This is a genomic window from Pseudomonas faucium (assembly GCF_021602585.1).
Classification (GTDB): Bacteria; Pseudomonadota; Gammaproteobacteria; order Pseudomonadales; family Pseudomonadaceae; genus Aquipseudomonas; species Aquipseudomonas faucium.
Window position 1 is genome coordinate 192,744 of sequence record NZ_BQIP01000004.1, and the last position, 17,047, is coordinate 209,790.

18 protein-coding genes are annotated in these 17,047 nt (G+C 63.7%); 6 read left to right on the forward strand and 12 right to left on the reverse strand.

The genetic code is table 11. The annotated features are described in order from the left end of the window. The first annotated feature begins 28 nt into the window (after positions 1 to 28). Positions 29 to 853 carry an ion transporter gene (locus L6D75_RS07165; protein WP_176517167.1) on the forward strand — a complete coding sequence of 275 codons (825 nt, stop codon included), beginning with the start codon at positions 29 to 31 and terminating at the stop codon, positions 851 to 853. A gap of 93 nt (positions 854 to 946) precedes the next feature. Beyond that, a complete protein-coding gene (locus L6D75_RS07170) occupies positions 947 to 1,945 on the forward strand; it encodes a sulfate ABC transporter substrate-binding protein (RefSeq protein ID WP_176517168.1) in 999 nt (332 codons plus the stop codon). A gap of 164 nt (positions 1,946 to 2,109) precedes the next feature. On the opposite strand, the gene L6D75_RS07175 is transcribed toward L6D75_RS07170, so the two are convergent. Further along, positions 2,110 to 3,072 carry an RHS repeat-associated core domain-containing protein gene (locus tag L6D75_RS07175; RefSeq protein WP_176517170.1) on the reverse strand — a complete coding sequence of 321 codons (963 nt, stop codon included), beginning with the start codon at positions 3,070 to 3,072 and terminating at the stop codon, positions 2,110 to 2,112. 315 nt (positions 3,073 to 3,387) lie between these two features. On the opposite strand from L6D75_RS07175, the gene L6D75_RS07180 reads away from it, so the two are divergent. Beyond that, a complete protein-coding gene (locus tag L6D75_RS07180) occupies positions 3,388 to 5,412 on the forward strand; it encodes a mechanosensitive ion channel family protein (protein ID WP_176517172.1) in 2,025 nt (674 codons plus the stop codon). A 103-nt stretch (positions 5,413 to 5,515) separates the two neighbouring features. Here L6D75_RS07180 and L6D75_RS07185 read toward each other — a convergent pair whose 3' ends face one another. Both L6D75_RS07185 and L6D75_RS07190 read right to left on the reverse strand, forming a co-directional pair. Continuing rightward, complete coding sequence (locus tag L6D75_RS07185) at positions 5,516 to 6,472, reverse strand: class I SAM-dependent methyltransferase (protein ID WP_176517174.1); 957 nt, start codon at positions 6,470 to 6,472, stop codon at positions 5,516 to 5,518. 1 nt (position 6,473) lies between these two features. After that, on the reverse strand, positions 6,474 to 7,370 hold the full coding sequence (locus L6D75_RS07190; protein WP_176517176.1) for a DMT family transporter: 897 nt from the start codon (positions 7,368 to 7,370) through the stop codon (positions 6,474 to 6,476). 133 nt (positions 7,371 to 7,503) lie between these two features. Between L6D75_RS07190 and L6D75_RS07195 the strand changes: the two genes are divergently transcribed. The 3 genes from L6D75_RS07195 (at position 7,504) to L6D75_RS07205 (ending at position 10,692) form a co-directional block, all read left to right on the forward strand. Beyond that, entirely contained in the window at positions 7,504 to 7,941 is a 438-nt protein-coding gene (locus tag L6D75_RS07195; protein WP_176517178.1) for an Lrp/AsnC family transcriptional regulator, read from the forward strand. Between the two features lie 473 nt (positions 7,942 to 8,414). Further along, positions 8,415 to 9,947: an NCS1 family nucleobase:cation symporter-1 gene (locus L6D75_RS07200; RefSeq protein WP_176517180.1), complete on the forward strand. Its 1,533-nt coding sequence runs from the start codon at positions 8,415 to 8,417 to the stop codon at positions 9,945 to 9,947. Positions 9,948 to 9,963: 16 nt separating this feature from the next. Continuing rightward, positions 9,964 to 10,692 carry an aspartate/glutamate racemase family protein gene (locus L6D75_RS07205; protein ID WP_176517182.1) on the forward strand — a complete coding sequence of 243 codons (729 nt, stop codon included), beginning with the start codon at positions 9,964 to 9,966 and terminating at the stop codon, positions 10,690 to 10,692. A gap of 100 nt (positions 10,693 to 10,792) precedes the next feature. Here the strand turns inward: L6D75_RS07205 and L6D75_RS07210 are convergent, their stop codons facing one another. The 9 genes from L6D75_RS07210 to L6D75_RS07250 all read right to left on the reverse strand — a co-directional run bounded on the left by L6D75_RS07210 (position 10,793) and on the right by L6D75_RS07250 (position 17,045). After that, positions 10,793 to 11,986, reverse strand: coding sequence for a D-amino acid dehydrogenase (locus L6D75_RS07210; protein ID WP_176517184.1), 1,194 nt, complete (start codon positions 11,984 to 11,986; stop codon positions 10,793 to 10,795). A 45-nt stretch (positions 11,987 to 12,031) separates the two neighbouring features. Next, the gene (locus tag L6D75_RS07215) at positions 12,032 to 12,694 is read right to left on the reverse strand and encodes a histidine phosphatase family protein (RefSeq protein ID WP_176517186.1); all 663 of its coding nucleotides are present in this window, start codon (positions 12,692 to 12,694) and stop codon (positions 12,032 to 12,034) included. 223 nt (positions 12,695 to 12,917) lie between these two features. Then, positions 12,918 to 13,433 (reverse strand): hypothetical protein, encoded by a 516-nt coding sequence (locus tag L6D75_RS07220; protein WP_176517188.1) that lies wholly within the window; start codon positions 13,431 to 13,433, stop codon positions 12,918 to 12,920. A gap of 7 nt (positions 13,434 to 13,440) precedes the next feature. Then, positions 13,441 to 13,629, reverse strand: coding sequence for a hypothetical protein (locus L6D75_RS07225; protein WP_176517189.1), 189 nt, complete (start codon positions 13,627 to 13,629; stop codon positions 13,441 to 13,443). Between the two features lie 117 nt (positions 13,630 to 13,746). After that, the gene (locus L6D75_RS07230; protein WP_012315472.1) at positions 13,747 to 14,085 is read right to left on the reverse strand and encodes an FKBP-type peptidyl-prolyl cis-trans isomerase; all 339 of its coding nucleotides are present in this window, start codon (positions 14,083 to 14,085) and stop codon (positions 13,747 to 13,749) included. Positions 14,086 to 14,157: 72 nt separating this feature from the next. Further along, on the reverse strand, positions 14,158 to 14,565 hold the full coding sequence (locus L6D75_RS07235) for a GFA family protein (RefSeq protein ID WP_176517190.1): 408 nt from the start codon (positions 14,563 to 14,565) through the stop codon (positions 14,158 to 14,160). Between the two features lie 76 nt (positions 14,566 to 14,641). Next, positions 14,642 to 15,430, reverse strand: a complete 789-nt coding sequence (locus L6D75_RS07240; protein WP_176517191.1) for a PhzF family phenazine biosynthesis protein — start codon at positions 15,428 to 15,430, stop codon at positions 14,642 to 14,644. Between the two features lie 51 nt (positions 15,431 to 15,481). Then, on the reverse strand, positions 15,482 to 16,420 hold the full coding sequence (locus L6D75_RS07245; protein WP_176517192.1) for a 2-hydroxyacid dehydrogenase: 939 nt from the start codon (positions 16,418 to 16,420) through the stop codon (positions 15,482 to 15,484). A 205-nt stretch (positions 16,421 to 16,625) separates the two neighbouring features. Next, entirely contained in the window at positions 16,626 to 17,045 is a 420-nt protein-coding gene (locus L6D75_RS07250; protein WP_176517193.1) for a hypothetical protein, read from the reverse strand. Positions 17,046 to 17,047: the final 2 nt, after the last annotated feature.

Consider the following 17,047-nt stretch of genomic DNA (forward strand, 5'->3'; position numbering starts at 1 on the left):
TCAGCCCATTGCCCAATGGAACGAGCCCATGAACAACCCTGCGAGCCTGCGCGAGCGGCTCTACGTCATCGTCTTCCAGACCGACACCGTGGCTGGAAGACGCTTCGACAAGATCCTTTTGTTGATCATCCTCGCCAGCCTGGTCACGGTGATCCTCGACAGCATCGACGAGGTGCACCGCAGTTATGCCGGCCTGCTGGCCGGTATCGAATGGGGCTTTACCGCGATCTTCCTGGTCGAGTACCTGGCCCGCCTGTACTGCTCGCCCAAACCCTTGCGCTACGCCTTCAGCTTCTACGGCCTGGTCGACCTGCTGGCGATCGTGCCGGGGATCATCGCGCTGTACTACAGCGATGCCCAGTACCTGCTGATGATCCGGGTGATCCGCATGCTGCGGATCTTCCGTGTGCTCAAGCTCGGCCCCTACCTCAAGCAGGCGCACTACCTGATGGAGGCGCTGCGCGGCAGCAAGCAGAAGATCATCGTGTTCCTGGTCAGCGTCTCGACCCTGGTCACCGTGTTCGGCACCTTGATGTACGTGATCGAAGGGCCGGAGCATGGCTTCACCAGCATTCCCAAGGGCATCTACTGGGCCATCGTCACCCTGACCACCGTGGGCTTCGGCGACATCGTGCCGAAGACGCCACTGGGGCAGGTGCTGTCATCGCTGGTGATGATCACCGGTTACTCGATCATCGCCGTGCCCACTGGCATCTTCACCGCAGAACTGGCCAACGCCATGCGCGGGGAACAGCTGCAACATGACTGCCCGACGTGCCGCAAGAAGACCCACGAACACGGCGCGGCATTCTGCTCGCGCTGTGGCAATTCGCTGTTCCCGAAAACCGAATAAGCAAAGATCCATTTGGTCTTTAATCGCCCGGGACCGAAACGCTATAGTCGCTGCCAATTTGCCAAACCTTTGAACCAGAACAAGGAATGCTTCGTGAAAAAGCTCTTCACCGCCTCGCTGCTGGCTGCCGGCCTGGCCTTGGGCAACATCGCCCAGGCCGCCCCGACGCTGCTCAACGTGTCCTACGACGTGATGCGCGATTTCTACAAGGACTACAACCCAGCGTTCCAGAAACACTGGGAAGCCGAGCACAACGAGAAGGTCAATGTGCAGATGTCCTTCGGCGGTTCGAGCAAGCAGGCGCGGGCGGTGATCGATGGCCTGCCGGCCGATGTCATCACCATGAACATGGCCACCGACATCAATGCCCTGGCCGACAATGGCAAGCTGGTGCCGGACAACTGGGTGACGCGCCTGCCGAACAACAGCGCGCCGTTCACCTCGGCTACCGTGTTCATCGTGCGCAAGGGCAACCCCAAGGCCCTGAAAGACTGGCCGGACCTGCTCAAGGACGGCGTGCAGGTGATCGTGCCCAATCCCAAGACTTCCGGTAATGGCCGCTACACCTACCTGTCGGCCTGGGGTTACGTGCTCAAGCAGGGCGGCGACGAGACCAAGGCCCGCGAGTTCGTCGGCAAGCTGTTCAAGCAGGCGCCGGTGCTCGACACCGGTGGCCGCGCCGCCACCACCACCTTCATGACCAACCAGATCGGCGATGTGCTGGTGACCTTCGAGAACGAAGCCGAAATGATCGCCCGCGAGTTTGGCCGCGACCAGTTCGAAGTGGTCTACCCAAGCGTGTCGGCCGAAGCCGAGCCGCCGGTGAGCGTGGTCGACAAGGTGGTGGCCAAGAAAGGCACCCAGGCCGTGGCCGAGGAATACCTGAAGTACCTGTGGTCGCCGGCGGCCCAGGAAATTGCCGCGCAGAACTACCTGCGTCCGCGCGATGCGACAGTGCTGGCCAAGTACACCGACCGCTTCCCGAAAGTGGACTTCCTCTCGGTGGAGAAGACCTTCGGCGACTGGCGTACCGTGCAGAAGACCCACTTCAATGACGGTGGCGTGTTCGACCAGATTTACACCAATCAGTAATTGATGCAGGCACGTCCGGCCTCTTCGCGGAACAAGCCCGCTCCCAAAGGTATCGCGCACCCTTCCGGTCTGCGCTAATCCTGTGGGAGCGGGCTAGCAAGTCGTTTAAGAAGACGAATATCGTATCGTCCGCAGGGCTCGCGCTCTTGAAGCGTAGGGTGTTATCAGCTGTCAGTGCCTGACCTGATTCTTAAACCATTTCTGGACAAGCTAAATTTATAATCCCGACCCTCGTGCTCCCTGATAATAAATGTACCTTGGCCTTTACGGCGTAATTCATCAAAATTTCTTATTACGAAATCATCAGGCAAATATCCATAGTTAGCCGTAGACTCATGCAGACTAAGCCCGGACTTCTTATAGTATTCAGCAACCCCTGGAGAGAGTCCTTTAGCTATAAATTCCTGACGACTGCGAACGGTCGGAGCCGCCGCAGGAGTCGACACATAACGCCCCTCTCGCCCTGAAACTCCAGGCCCTACTTCAGTGTAATTATTGTCGCGCGCCCTATTGGTCGAGACACTCGACTGGGATACGTCAGCAGGTGGCATTCGTTCAACACCCTGTGCGGGATTGGTATTCACCGTTGGTTCAGTAGAGGGATTATTTTTGCGAATGAATATTTTTTTCAGAGACTTCAGCATCTGACCCGTAGGGTCAACTTTATTTACTGGATCGCCGCCACAGTAGCCATACGCATTGATACCACCTTTACCAAAAGGACTTAACGCATCGGAACTGTTGAAACGCATGCGTGCCGGGCTGTACACCCTATGCCCATTACCCAAATGATAGCCTTGAGCTAAAGGGTCAATCCGCTGCCCATTGAAACCTAGCAATGACTTAGCCTGACTCGCCAAGCGATGCCCATAGGGCGAATATGCCATTTCCTGCAACGTCATGCGTTGGAGCCCGAGCACTGTTCCCGCCAAGTCCGCCTGAAGCAGGTGTGCATGGCTGTTATCTCGCTGCAACACAGGTACATCGCGCGCCCACGTCAGTCGACATATCCCCTCTCCTTGCAACTCGACCGCAAGGTGATTTCCTTGATAAAAGCGTTGAACCATTTGCCCTGCCCTTCGCCCTGAAGGCCCCTTCAGGCTCGAGTCTTCGATTACAGTTTTCATATCTGCCTCATGTGACCTGCATTTCGCCTGTTCTCCCACGAAATCCGCGCGTCAACAACTGGCATAATTGATAGGTACTTCGGGACACCTCCGTTATTCGGCCTATGCGGTCTCACACCCATACATATAGGCTCCATATCAAATGTTTTCCCAGTGTTTAACCCGATCTATTCCGACAATCAGCAATGGGCACTTCGCCGGGCCGCCCGCGAAGAGGCCGGCACACACCACATATCCATCGAACTTTTCCTTCCATTCAGCCCTCAGTTCCTTGAGTAACCCTGCCCCGCTCACCCCGGCCCAAGGAGTACTCCAGTGCTGCGCTACCTCGCTACCCTGCTGCTCGGCTGCTTGCTGAGCACCCACCTGCTCGCCGCAGACCCCGCCCCCGCCGAAGAACAACCCGCCGAACCGGAAGCGGTCCTGCAAGGCGGCCTGCTCGGCGCCCTGGCCGACGGCCTGGACAGCGCCGCCCAGGAGCTCGACCTCGACGCCCACCTGGTCGATGCCTGGCGCCTGCGCACCGACCGCGCCGCCAAGGAAATGGAACGCCTGGTGGACCGCCATTCGGCTGGCGATTCACTGCAGCTGGCCGGCGACTTCATGCTCCTGACCCTGGCCTGGGCCGCCTGTTTTGCCCTGCTGACCACACTTGGCCGCTGGGTCGCCAGGCGTGCGGCGGGCACCCCGTGGCTGCGCGCCCGCAAGCGTGCCAGCAGCCTGCTCGGCTACCTGCTGCCCTACACCCTGCCGGCCCTGGCCAGCCTGCCGCTGACCTTGTATGCCAGCCGCTTCCTCGACCCTTCGGTAGCCCGCGCCCTGGGCCTGAGCCTGGCCTATGCCACCAGCAGCGGCCTGTTCTCTACCTCGATCATCCTGTGCCTGGTCACCTTGTTCGATGCCGGCCACAAGCGCGCCGCGGTGGCCGTGATCAAGCGCCTGGCACCGCGCCCGCTGTTCCTGATCGGCTTTCTCGCCGCCTGGAGCGATGCGCTGACCAGCCCGCAGATCGCTCGCCAGCTGGGCGGCAACATCACCGCCAGCATCGCCGTGGCCACCGGCCTGATCGCCACCTTCATCTTCGCAAGCCTGGTGATCCGCCTGCGCCGCCCGGTCGCGCAGCTGATCCGCAACCGCGCCTTCAAGGACCGCCAGCAACACCGCGCCGTGCAGGAAACCCTGCGGATCTTTTCGCTGCTGTGGTATCTGCCGATCTTGCTGATGATCCTGGTGTCGGCCATCCACCTGGTAGGCGCCGGCGCAGAAAGCCACAAGGCCCTGCAGAACGCACTGCTGACCACGGTGCTGCTGGTCAGCACGGTGTTTCTCAGCACCCTGCTGCAACACCTGCTGGCCCCCGGCGATGCCGATGCCGCGCAACGAGTGCGGCCGTACAAGGAGCTGCTGCGCAGCCTGGCCCATGCGCTGCTGCGCATTGCCATGGCGGTGGCCTTCATCGAACTGCTGGGGCGCATCTGGGGCTTTTCGGTGATCGACTTCGCCCTGAGCAACAGCCTGGGCCAGGCGATCAGCAACTCGCTGTCGAGCATCGGCCTGATCCTGCTGGTGACCTGGCTGCTCTGGGTGGTACTCGACACCGCCATCCAGGAAGCCCTGAAGCCGCCCGCCGGCCGCCGCGCGGCACGCCAGCCCAGTACCCGGGTGCGGACCATCCTGCCGATGCTGCGCAACGCCATCAAGGTGGTGCTGGTGGTGATCTGCACCATCACCACCATGGCCAACCTGGGCATCAACGTTGCGCCGCTGCTGGCCGGTGCCGGGGTGATCGGCCTGGCCATCGGCTTTGGCTCGCAGCAGCTGGTGCAGGACGTGATCACCGGGCTGTTCATCCTGATCGAGGACACCATCTCGATCGGCGACTGGGTGGTGCTCGACTCCGGCCACGCCGGCACCGTCGAGAGCCTGACCATCCGCACCCTGCGCCTGCGCGATGGCAAGGGCTTCGTGCATTCGGTGCCGTTCGGCCAGATCAAGGCGGTCACCAACCAGTCACGGCAGTTCGCCTATGCGTTCTTCTCGGTGCAGTTCACCTATGACAGTGACGTGGACGAGTCGCTGGCGCTGATCCACGAGGTGGGGCAGTCGATCAGCGACGACCCGCTGCTGCGTATCAACCTGCAGGGGCCGCTGCAGGTGTTCGGGGTCGACCGCATGGACTTGAACGGGTTCGTGCTCACGGCGCAGTTCCGCACCATTTCCGGCGGGCAGTATGCGGTGAGCCGGGCGTTCAACGAGCGGCTGAAGAAGCGCGTGGACCAGACCGAGCATGTGAGTTTTGCCCAGGTGTACCCGATGCCGGTGCGAAGCGTCTCAGCTTGATGGTGTCAGTTCCGGCCCTATCGCCGGCAAGCCGGCTCCCACAGGCCACCGCAGCCCCCCCTGTGGGAGCCGGCTTGCCGGCGATAGGGCCGCCACAGGCAACCTATGCCTGCCTGAATACCAAGGCCTTCAACCCCCCCGCCGGGTCCGCATCGGGAAACTCCGGCGGGTTCTCCAGCCGCTCTACAAAAGCCAGCGAAGGCGCCTGCTCGGCCATGCCCTCGATCAGAAACTCCGGCCCGATCCCCGGGTCGTTCACACACGCCAGCACGGTCCCCCCCGCGCTCAGCAACTCCGGCAGGCGCCGCAGGATCTTCGCGTAATCCTGGGTGAGCACGAAGCTGCCCTTCTGGAAGGTCGGCGGATCGATGATGATCAAGTCATAGGGCCCGTACTTGCGCACCTTGCCCCACGACTTGAACAGCTCATGCCCCAGATACGCCACCCGCGACGCATCGTGGCCATTGAGCCGGTGGTTGTCGCGGCCTCGCGACAGCGCAGCCTTGGCCATGTCGAGGTTGACCACCTGCTCGGCGCCACCGGCAATCGCCGCCACGGAAAAACCGCAGGTATAGGCGAACAGGTTGAGCACGCGCTTGCCTGGCGCCTGCTCGCGTACCCAGCGGCGCCCGTAGCGCATGTCGAGGAACAGGCCAGTGTTCTGCCGCACGCCCAGGTCCAGCAGGTAACGCAGGCCATCCTCGATGACCTCACGCTGCTGGCACGGCTCGCCCCACACCCACTGCCCCGGGCTGTCGGGCAAGTAGCGGTGCTGGATCAGCATGGCCTGGCCAGCCCAGTGCGGGTGCTCGGCAATGTGCGCGAGCATGGCCTCGAGCGCTGCCAGCTGGCCCTCTGGCGGTTCACGGAACAGCGCCAGCGAAAGCACGCCCTGCAGCCAGTCGACGGTGATCTGCTCCAGCCCCGGCCAGCAGCGTCCGCGGCCATGGAACAGGCGGCGGGTTTCTTGCGGGGCGGGGTCGAGGGCAGTGAGCAGGTGCTGTTCGAGGGTCTGGATCGGCGAAGTCATGGCAGGTCGCAAGCAAGTGAAAGGGGGCATTCTACCCTTTGGCCGGCACCTGCGCCGAACGCAACCACCAACCCTGCTGCATGCCCGCCGCCGCCAGCAGGATCAAGCCCACGCCCAACCACTGCAACGGCGCCAGGCGGTGCCCGAACGCCACCCAGTCGACCAGGATCGCCGCGATCGGGTAGATGAACGACAAGGCGCCGGTCAACGCCGTGGGCAGGCGCTGGATGGCGCTGTACAGCAACACGTACATCAGCCCCGTGTGGACCATGCCCAGGGTCACCAGGCTGGCCAGTGCCGAGGGCTCGCCAGGCAGCCCGCCGAGCGTGACCCAGGGCGCCAGCAGCAGCGCGCCGGTGCTCACCTGGATCAGCGCGATCAGGTGCGGGGGCGTGCCTTTGAGGCGTTTGATGACCAAGGCCGCAATGGCATACAAAAACGCCGCGCCCAAGGCCAGGGCGATGCCCAGCAGGTACTCCTCGCCACTCGCCTGCCCGGCGCCATGGGCGCTGACGATCGCCAGCATGCCGAGAAAGGCCACGCTCAGCCAGGTGACCTTGGCCAGGGTGATCTTCTCGCCAAGAAACAGCGCCGCCAGCCCCACCAGCATGAACGGCTGCACGTTGTACACCGCCGTGCCGATGGCGATGGACGCCCGCGAGTAGGAGGCGAACAGCAACACCCAGTTGCCGACGATGGCCACGCCGCTGGCAATCGCCAGCAACACGGCGGTGCCGCTGATCACGCCCGGCTTGAGAAAGCCCAGTGCCGCGCAGATCACCAGCAAGGTGCCAGCGCCGAACACGCAGCGCCAGAACACCACCTCCAGCACCGGCTGGCCGGACACCAGCACGAACCAGCCGATGGTGCCGGAAATCAGCATGGCGGCGACCATTTCCAACGAACCGCGGCGCAATGAACTGTCCATCGCATGTCTCCCATTGACGATGGGCCTAGTATGCAGAGGCCCGTCACCGGCCTTCCAGCGGATAACCAAGGCAGTTTTGCCGGTTCACCTTTACTATCAAGGGAAATTCGCACTATCACCTGACGAGGCGCCCATGACCGATGCCATCGACCAACTGCTGATCAATGCCCTGATGGAAGACTCCCGCCGCTCGCTCAAGGCGTTGGCGCAGATCAGCGGGCTGTCCGCACCCAGCGTCAGCGAGCGGCTGCGGCGCCTGGAAGAGCGCGGCGTGCTGCGTGGCTACACGGTCGATGTCGACCCGCGCAGCTTTGGCTACCAGCTGCAGGCCATCGTGCGTATCCGCCCGCTGCCCGGGCAGCTGCAGGAGGTGGAACGGCAGATCATCGCCATCCCCCAGTTCACCGAGTGCGACAAGGTGACCGGCGAGGACTGCTTCATTGCCCGGCTGCACGTGCGCTCGATGGAGCAGCTCGACACGCTGCTGGACCGGATCAATGTGCTGGCCGAAACCAATACCGCGATCATCAAGAAGTCGCCGGTGAAACGGCGCTTGCCGCCGATGGAGTGAGGCTGGCTGCCGGCGACAGGCCTGCGCAAGAAAAGCTGACTATTTTTTGTACACAAGAATGTCACCTTAAGTGCCATTTTTGTGTGCACTTCCCCAAGTAACGCCCCAAAGCGTTACACATTCCGTTTAATAAAATTTGACCATTCGATCAACTAACACACCCACTAAAAATTTAAACCTGTTCATTTGGTCAACTTATAGTTTCGCTATTTCATTCACTTATCTATCAGTCAGATAGATTCGAAATGATGGCCACTAAAAGCCTCTTTCTCGCCTGGCATGGAACTCGCTTTTGTGTGTTCGTGTTTTGTATACAAGTTCGACAAAACATAAATACACAAGAACCCGCGACGCTGGCCCAATCACCAGCCGCCGCGTCCAGAACCCAGTGATGCCAACGCTGCACCGACGAGATGGCGAGCCCGTGCGCATGCCCGCTCATCGCAGTCCACGTGCATCAGGAGCCCGCCGGAATGAGTACCAGCCTCGACCTTGCCCCTGAACTATCCGTCGCCAGCACCCACGCTTCTTCCACCCTTGCCGGCGAACTTCCGTTACTTGAACTGAGCCCGCGCCTGCACAACCGCGACCTCGCCCCGACCCGCATGGAAGGCCGGCGCTGGGGGCGCTACAGCATCTTCGCGCTGTGGACCAACGATGTGCACAACATCGCCAACTACTCCTTCGCCATGGGCTTGTTCGCCCTGGGCCTGGGCGGCTGGCAAATCCTCCTGTCGCTGGCGATCGGTGCGGCGCTGGTGTACTTCTTCATGAACCTCTCCGGCTACATGGGCCAGAAGACTGGCGTGCCCTTCCCGGTGATCAGCCGCATCGCCTTCGGCATCCACGGCGCGCAGATCCCGGCGCTGATCCGCGCGGTGATCGCCATCGCCTGGTTCGGCATCCAGACCTACCTGGCCTCGGTGGTGCTGCGCGTGCTGCTCACGGCCGTGTGGCCGCAACTGGCCAGCTACGACCACAACAGCCTGCTGGGCCTGTCGAGCCTGGGCTGGGTGTGCTTCGTGGCGATCTGGCTGGTGCAGCTGGTGATCCTCGCCTACGGCATGGAGATGGTGCGCCGCTACGAGGCCTTCGCCGGCCCTGTGATCCTGCTGACCGTGGCCAGCCTTGCGCTGTTCATGTACTTCAAGGCCGATGCGCGCATCGCCTGGTCGGTGGCCGAGCCGCTGAGCGGCTACGAGATGTGGCGCAACATCTTTGCCGGCGGCGCCCTGTGGCTGGCGATCTACGGCACCCTGGTGCTCAACTTCTGCGACTTCGCCCGCTCCTCGCCGTGCCGCAAGACCATCCGCGTCGGCAACTTCTGGGGCCTGCCGGTGAACATCCTGGTGTTCGCCATGATCACCGTGGTGCTGTGCGGTGCGCAGTTCCAGATCAACGGCCAGATCATCGACAGCCCGACGCAGATCGTCGCCAGCATTCCCAACACTGCGTTCCTGGTCCTGGGCTGCATGGCCTTCCTGATCGTCACCGTGGCGGTGAACATCATGGCCAACTTCGTCGCCCCGGCCTTCGTGCTCAGCAACCTGGCGCCACGCCACCTCAACTTCCGCCGTGCCGGGCTGATCAGCGCCACCCTGGCCGTGCTGATCCTGCCGTGGAACCTGTACAACAGCCCGCTGGTGATCGTGTACTTCCTGTCCGGCCTGGGTGCCCTGCTCGGCCCGCTGTACGGGGTGATCATGGCCGACTACTGGCTGCTGCGAAAAGGCTGCATCAACGTGCCGGAGCTGTACAGCGAACACCCGGCCGGCGCCTACCACTACAGCAAGGGCATCAACCTGCGCGCCGTGGCCGCCTTCCTGCCCGCCGCGCTGCTGGCCATCGTCCTGGCCCTGGTGCCCAACTTCCATGCCATTGCGCCGTTTTCCTGGCTGATCGGTGCCGGCATCGCCGCCGCGCTGTACCTGCTGATCGCCCCGCGCAACCGCCACTACCACGACGTCAGCGGCGAATGCATCGCCGTCGACCACAGCAGCCACTGACCAGGGAGGACTGCCCATGCGCATTCTGATCGCCAACGTCAACACCACCGAAGCCATCACCGAGGCCATTGCCGAGCAGGCCCGCAGCGTGGCTTCACCGGGCACCGAAATCGTCGGCCTGACCCCATGGTTCGGTGCCGAGTCGGTGGAAGGCAATTTCGAAAGCTACCTGGCGGCCATCGCCGTAATGGACCGGGTGCTGGCCTACGAGGGCCCCTACGATGCCGTGATCCAGGCCGGCTACGGCGAGCATGGCCGGGAGGGCCTGCAGGAGCTGTTGAACGTGCCGGTGGTGGACATCACCGATGCCGCCGCCAGCACGGCCATGTACCTGGGCCACGCCTATTCGGTGGTGACCACCCTGGACCGCACCGTGCCGTTGATCGAGGACCGCCTGAAACTGTCCGGCCTGTACGAGCGCTGCGCCTCGGTGCGGGCCAGCGGGCTGGCCGTGCTGGAGCTCGAAGCCGACCCGCCGCGGGCCGTGCAAGCCATCGTCGAGCAGGCCGAGCGGGCCGTGCGCGAGGACAAGGCGGAGGTGATCTGCCTGGGCTGCGGCGGCATGGCCGGGCTGGATGAGCAGATCCGCCAGCGCACCGGGGTGCCGGTGGTGGATGGCGTGAGCGCGGCGGTGACCATCGCCGAGGCGCTGGTGCGCATGGGCTTGAGCACTTCCAAGGTGCGCACCTACGCCACGCCGCGGGTGAAGAAGGTGGTGGGCTGGCCGATGCGCTTCGGGCGCTGAGGTCTCATCTGGCCCTATCGCCGGCAAGCCGGCTCCCACAGGGGTTGAGGCTAGCCCCTGACCTGTGGGAGCCGGCTTGCCGGCGATAGGGCCGGGAACCTCAGCCCATCATCCTGGCCAACCGCTCCCCACTGCCACAGGCCAGGGTGAACCCCAAGGCCCCATGCCCCAGGTTCAGCCAGAGGTTGCGATAGGCCGTCGCCCCAATCAGCGGCACCCCGGTCGGCGTCGCCGGCCGCATCCCAGCCCACTCCACCGCCTGCCCGTAATCTGCCGCTGCGGGCAGCGTCTGCCCCGCCAAGCGGCGCATGCTCTGCAACCTGCGCACATCCACCGCGTCATCGAAGCCGACGATGTCGACCATCGCCGCCACCCGCAGCTGCTGGTCAAGCCGCGCATAGACGACCTTGCGCTCATAGTCGGTAACGCTGACCTGCGGCGCGAGGTGCCCAGGGCCGATCGGCGCAGTCAGGCTGTAACCCTTGAGCGGGTAGACCGGCACCTTCAAGCCCGGCAACGCCAGCCCGGCACTGAGGTGCCCGGCGCACAGCACCAGGCGCTGCACCTCGAGCTGCTCCTGCCCCACCTGCAGCGCCACCACCTGTTCATGGTGGCTGAGCAGCCGCGTGACCGGCTTGCCGAGCAGCAGCCGGCACTGCCCGGACGCACGCAGGCGCTCGGCCAGGCGCTCGCAGAAGCGATGGCAGTCGGCGACTTCTTCATTGGCGGTGAACACGCCACCGATGAAAGGCGCCTGGGCCAGCGCCGGCTCCAATGCCTTGAGTTCGCCAGCCGTGAGCACGTGCTGGCAGGCCGGGTCGAGCACTTGCTCACGCCCATGGGCAAAGGCGCGCTCGCTGCGAAACGCAACCAGCTTGCCGTTGCGCCGCCAGGCGAAGTCCGCCAGGCCGTCCTCCTCGCGCCAGCGCGCCAGCACGGCCTGGCTGTGCAGTGCCAGCTCCAGCAATCGGGCGCCGTTACGGCGATTGACGCTTTTGCGGCATGCCAGCATGAAGGCCAGCAGCCATCGCCACTGCGCCGGGTCCAGGCGCAGCCGCAGCCGCAGCGGCGAGTCGCCCTGCAGCAGCCAGCCCAGCGCCTGCCAAGGCACCCCCGCATCCGCCAAGGGCGCCACATAGCGGTACGACAGCTGCCCGCCATTGGCAAAGCTGGTGGCCGACGCCACGCTGTCGCGCGCATCGATCAGGTCGACCGAATGGCCCTCGCGCACCAGCGCATAAGCTGTGGCCAGGCCGATGACTCCAGCGCCAATTACCGTTATCCGTTGCGTCATGCTGCATCCCTGTCCCGGCTTGCTCGCCCAGACAGTAACAGCCGATCAGGTCGGGCAGCTATGGGGGCCGTTATTGAGGCCCTGGCGCACGTTGCGGCTGAGCAGGCTGGCCTTGCCGTCGTGCCAGGTCAGGGTCAGCACGTAGAGGGTGTCGAAATCGTCACCGCTCCAGTCCTCGGTGATCACCCGCTCCTCGCCCAGGGCCTTGCCGGCCACGGTGTTGATCAGCTCCGGCAGGTAGCCGTGGGACCAAGCCGTATAGACGGTGGCGTTGCGGTATTTTTCGCTGAGCAGTTCGTCGGCGAGGTCTTCGGTATCGTTGGCGCCGAAGTCGATGTTCACCGGCAGGCCCAGGCGAACGGCGCTGGGGGTGATGGTCATCAACGGGCGGATGTAGCTGTAGCTCTGGTCGTTGCTGCCCTCCTCGACGTGCCGCGAGGGGTTGGCGGCGAACACGTAGTCGGCTTTGCCAAAGCGCTCCGGCAACAGCGTGGCCAGGTCCAGCGCGCGGTTAAGGCCCTGGCAGTTCAGCTGCCCCAGCCCTTCTTCGGGTTTTTCGCCATGGCGCAGGAACACCAGGGTCTGGGTACCGTCGACCGGCTGCGCCCGGCTTTCGACCGCCTCCAGTGCCAGGGGCACGGCCACGGCGACCAGGGCCAGGCTCAGCAGCAGCTGGCGACGACGTCGGAGAAAGGATGGCAACTTCATGAAGACGGGCTCTTGTGGCAATAGGTATCGGGTAAACCCGCCACATCGCCCTGGCTCGGACAAGCCTGGGGCATCCTTGTAGTGAATGCCGTCCATGGCAACGAGTAGGGCTCAGAGTGCCCTCGACCCGTTTGGTTCCTCCATGAGGGTGGATGCCGTTCCCTAGGCAAGGCCTACGTTAGAACAGGGGTATTGCCAAATTATGAAGCTGACGGGTCATTAGTCATGGCGATGATGGAAGATCCGCTGCGCGCTCGGCAGCAGGCGAGTCGATTATGCTGACGTCGAAAACCTGCTCGATCACCTGCTTCGGACCTTGATTAAGGCTCCATGTGAAGAACACCAGAAAACCCAGCAGGAAGACAAACAGCACCGACCCCACCAGACTCTGCGCCACCCCCAACCAGAACCCTGGCTTGGCATTTCTGATCTCGCAGCTGGCCTTGTCGGCATAGTACTGTTCGAGCTCCCTTGCCTGAGCAGAGATCGAGGCATCGAGAAAGCCTTGAATCAACTGGCTCGCTTGATTTCGATAGCTTTCAAGCTGTGACGGGCTGTTGCTGACATCATGAAAAGGCGCCAGATCTTCGTCCCTTGGCTCCCGGTCATGCTTGACCTTGAATGCTTTGATGAACTCGATTTTTTGCCTCTTGTACAACGAATAGGCAATGACGCCGAGCGTGTCCTGCTCATTTTCCACAAGTATCGAGTAGATGTGGTTGTAGCAACCATCGGCCATCCGGTTGCTACCCCTTGCGAAGTTGGCAATAGGCGGACGCGAATGCCTCTTTCAACTGCGAGCGGGTTTTCTTGGTGCTGGTCAAGATGCCCGCCAGCTCGCGCGGTAGTGGCACTTCCATCCGCGCGCCCGATGCGACCAGCAAAGCGTTTGCTTCACGCACCACGCGGGAAGAGAAATAGGATCTTGTCGACATAGGGTTTCCCTCACTCGAAACAGCTGGAAGGTTAACCACGCGGGACGTCGGCCTCAATCAGACGCTAACCGACGTGACCTGTAGTCCATTTCTACCTAACTGTAGGAATCGGACTACTCAATCATCCCGCGTCAACACCTCCAGCAACTCGATCTCGAACGTCAGGTCCGAGTTCGGTGGAATCGCGCCCACGCTGCGCTCGCCATACCCCAGGTGCGCCGGCACCTGCAGCTTGCGCTTGCCGCCGACGCGCATGCCCATCAGGCCCTGGTCCCAGCCCTTGATCACGCGCCCCGTGCCGATCACGCACTGAAAAGGCTTGCCCCGCGACCAGGACGAATCGAACTCGCTGCCGTCGGCCAGCCAGCCGGTGTACTGGGTGGTGATCAAGGCGCCTTTGACGGCGGCCTTGCCGTCGCCTTCGACGAGGTCGGTAATCTGCAGTTCGCTGCTCACAGGCATGCTCCAACGCTGAAATTCAAGGCCGCCCTTTTCGCAGGAATGCCCGGCTTTGGCAAGCCGCAAAGCTCAACCGAGCTGCTCGAAGGCCTGCTGCCCGGTCAGCTCCTTGGTCTGGTTGGCAAAGCAGTACCAGGCCGGTTTCTGCTCGACGAAGATCTGCAGGTCGAACGCCCAGGCCTCGTCGCTGTCGAGCAGGCCCACCGGCACCGCATAGAAGTCGTTGGCCTTGAGCCGGTAGTAGAGGTGCGTGCCGCACCGGCTGCAAAAACCGCGCTGGGCCCAGTCGGACGAATCGTAGACGCTGGGCGCTCGCCCTTCGATCAGCGGCGGCTGGCTGCAATGCACCACCAGCATCGGGCCGCCGGTCCACTTGCGGCACATGCTGCAATGGCAGGCGCTGATATGGGTGTTGTCGACCGTGACGCGCAGGTGGGTTTCGCCACACAGGCAGCTGCCGCGTTGTTCCAGGGTCATGGTGGGGCTCCTTGCAAGGGATGGGTGGGCAAGTATAGACGGGCCCAGGCAAGGGCCCGCCGCCCAAGCCGCAGGCTCAGATGTAGATGTTGCCGCGCAGGTACAAGGCCGCGCGGCCGCTGATGATCACCCGGCCATTGCCGGGCACTTCGCACTGCAGTTGGCCCTTGCGTGCACCACCCTGCTCGCAGGTCAGCGCCTGTTTGCCCAGGCGCTCGGCCCACAGCGGCGCCAGCGAGGTATGCGCCGAACCTGTGACCGGGTCTTCGTTGACCCCCACGTTCGGGCCAAACCAGCGGGTGACGAAATCGTAACCACGGCCCGGCGCCGTGACCGCGATGCCGCGCACATCGAAGGCGGCCAGGGCGACGAAGTCGGGCTTGAGCGGGTCGAGCAAGCTGGCATCGTCGATCATCACCACGTAATCGTCGGAGCGATAGACCGCGGCGGCGCCCCGCAAGCCCAGCGCTTCGAGCAGGCCATCGGGGATCGCCACGGCCACCGGCTGCTTGGCCGGGAAGTCCATGGCCAGGTGCCCGTCGGCGTCGCGGCTGACCCGCAGTTCACCGCTGCGGGTGTTGAAACGCAGCACCGCAGCCTGCTCGCCCAGTTGCTCGAACAGCACATAGGCCGACGCCAGGGTGGCGTGGCCGCACAAATCGACTTCGACCGTCGGGGTGAACCAACGCAGGTCGAATGTCTCGCCGTTGCGAACTATATAGGCAGTTTCGGAGAGGTTGTTCTCTTCGGCGATGCGCTGCAGCACGGCATCCGGCAGCCAGTTTTCAAGAGGGATTACCGCTGCAGGGTTGCCACCGAACGGCTCGGCGGTGAAGGCATCGACCTGGAAGATCTCGAGTTGCATGCAAACACTCCTTGAGGCCCGGGCGCTGCCGGGCGGTATCGAAAGCGAAGGTCAAGCGCGGACCGGCGTGAGCACCGGCTCGCCGGCAAAGAAAGCCTGCAGATTGCGCAGCACCAGGGTGACCGTGTCGCGCGCAGCCTCTGGCGACTGCCCGGCCACGTGGGGGGTGAGCACGGTATTGCCGAGGGCCTTGAGGGCTGCGGGCACCGCCGGTTCATCGTCGAACACGTCCAGCGCCGCACCGGCGATCCGGCCCTGCTGCAGGGCGATGACCAGCGCCTGGGTGTCCACCACGCTGGCGCGGGCGATGTTCACCAGGTAGCCCTCGGCACCCAGGGCTTCGAGTACCGGGGCATCGACCAGGTGGCGGGTATGCGCGCCACCGGGTGTGGCCACCACCAGGATGTCCACCGCCTCGGCCAGGTTCAGCGGGCTGTCGTACCAGGTGTAGGGCACGCCCTGGCGCGGGCTGCGGCTGTGGTAGCTGACGGGCATGTCGAAGCCCAGGCTGGCGCGCTTGGCGATGGCCTGGCCGACGGCACCCAGGCCGAGAATACCGAGGCGCTTGCCGCTGACCGAGGGGCTGATGACGCGGTTCCATTCGCCACGGCGGGTGCTGGCATCGGCACGGGGAATATCGCGCAGCAGCGCCAACAGCATGGCCAGCGTGTGGTCGGCAACCGCGGCGGCGTTGGCACCCGCGCCATTGGTGACCGTGATGCCGCGGGCGGCGGCAGCGGCCAGGTCGACCTGCTCGTAACCGGCGCCGATCACGCAGATGATCTGCAGGGCCGGCAGGGCCTGGATCTCGGCAGCGGTAAGGCCCAGCGGGCCGCGGGTCAGCACGGCATCGATGTCGCCGGCATGGCGCTGGATCGCTTCGGCGCGCAGTTGCGGGGAGGGGGCGCGAATCAGGTGGTAGCCGGCCTGCTCGAGCAGGGGCAGGTAATCATCGACGGTTTCCACCAGCACCAGGACTGTCTTGCGCATGCCACCTCCTTGAATATCAGGGGGGCATTATGCGGAGTCAGTGGCCAGCACAGTCAATCGCAAAATCAGGGGTTAACTGTACTGTATGGGTATAAGGGTATGCCTGTTCTGGCCCTATCGCCGGCAAGCCGGCTCCCACAGGTTAACCACTGAAACATGTGGGAGCCGGCTTGCCGGCGATAGGGCCGGTACAGGCTGCCTGGAATTACTGCGCGAAGGCCCGCCCCAGCCCCCCCGGCACACCGCTGCTGTCGGTCTCCTGCCACGGCCCATCCGGGCTCAGCGACCAGCTCCAGCCGCCGTCATAGCGGTAGTAGGTACGCTGGCGGTAGAAGGTGTTGGGCTTTTTCTCCAGCACGTACACGCCCAGTTTCGGGTCCCAATGGCTGGCACCGCCCGGTGGCGGCGCGAAGCTGGCAGAGGTGCGCGGCATGGGTTTGGGGATCGCCGCCGGCTTGCTCGGTTGCGTCGACGGCTGGCCGCCCGGCAAAGGCTTGACCACCGGCCCCGGGTGCGAAGGCACCGTCTCCACCGGCGGCGACGGCTGCTCATACGGCTCACGCACCGTACACGCGGACAAACCCAGGGCCAGGGTGATCAGGGTCAGGCGGACGGTACTGTGCATGG

What these genes read in the sequence shown, in the direction of transcription:
- L6D75_RS07165 (WP_176517167.1), top strand. Translation starts at nt 29, where the DNA reads ATGAACAACCCTGCGAGCCTGCGCGAGCGGCTCTACGTCATCGTCTTC.
- L6D75_RS07175 (WP_176517170.1), bottom strand. Translation starts at nt 3,072, where the DNA reads ATGAAAACTGTAATCGAAGACTCGAGCCTGAAGGGGCCTTCAGGGCGA.
- L6D75_RS07185 (WP_176517174.1), bottom strand. Translation starts at nt 6,472, where the DNA reads ATGCCCCCTTTCACTTGCTTGCGACCTGCCATGACTTCGCCGATCCAG.
- L6D75_RS07190 (WP_176517176.1), bottom strand. Translation starts at nt 7,370, where the DNA reads ATGGACAGTTCATTGCGCCGCGGTTCGTTGGAAATGGTCGCCGCCATG.
- L6D75_RS07195 (WP_176517178.1), top strand. Translation starts at nt 7,504, where the DNA reads ATGACCGATGCCATCGACCAACTGCTGATCAATGCCCTGATGGAAGAC.
- L6D75_RS07200 (WP_176517180.1), top strand. Translation starts at nt 8,415, where the DNA reads ATGAGTACCAGCCTCGACCTTGCCCCTGAACTATCCGTCGCCAGCACC.
- L6D75_RS07205 (WP_176517182.1), top strand. Translation starts at nt 9,964, where the DNA reads ATGCGCATTCTGATCGCCAACGTCAACACCACCGAAGCCATCACCGAG.
- L6D75_RS07210 (WP_176517184.1), bottom strand. Translation starts at nt 11,986, where the DNA reads ATGACGCAACGGATAACGGTAATTGGCGCTGGAGTCATCGGCCTGGCC.
- L6D75_RS07215 (WP_176517186.1), bottom strand. Translation starts at nt 12,694, where the DNA reads ATGAAGTTGCCATCCTTTCTCCGACGTCGTCGCCAGCTGCTGCTGAGC.
- L6D75_RS07220 (WP_176517188.1), bottom strand. Translation starts at nt 13,433, where the DNA reads ATGGCCGATGGTTGCTACAACCACATCTACTCGATACTTGTGGAAAAT.
- L6D75_RS07225 (WP_176517189.1), bottom strand. Translation starts at nt 13,629, where the DNA reads ATGTCGACAAGATCCTATTTCTCTTCCCGCGTGGTGCGTGAAGCAAAC.
- L6D75_RS07235 (WP_176517190.1), bottom strand. Translation starts at nt 14,565, where the DNA reads ATGACCCTGGAACAACGCGGCAGCTGCCTGTGTGGCGAAACCCACCTG.
- L6D75_RS07240 (WP_176517191.1), bottom strand. Translation starts at nt 15,430, where the DNA reads ATGCAACTCGAGATCTTCCAGGTCGATGCCTTCACCGCCGAGCCGTTC.
- L6D75_RS07245 (WP_176517192.1), bottom strand. Translation starts at nt 16,420, where the DNA reads ATGCGCAAGACAGTCCTGGTGCTGGTGGAAACCGTCGATGATTACCTG.
- L6D75_RS07250 (WP_176517193.1), bottom strand. Translation starts at nt 17,045, where the DNA reads ATGCACAGTACCGTCCGCCTGACCCTGATCACCCTGGCCCTGGGTTTG.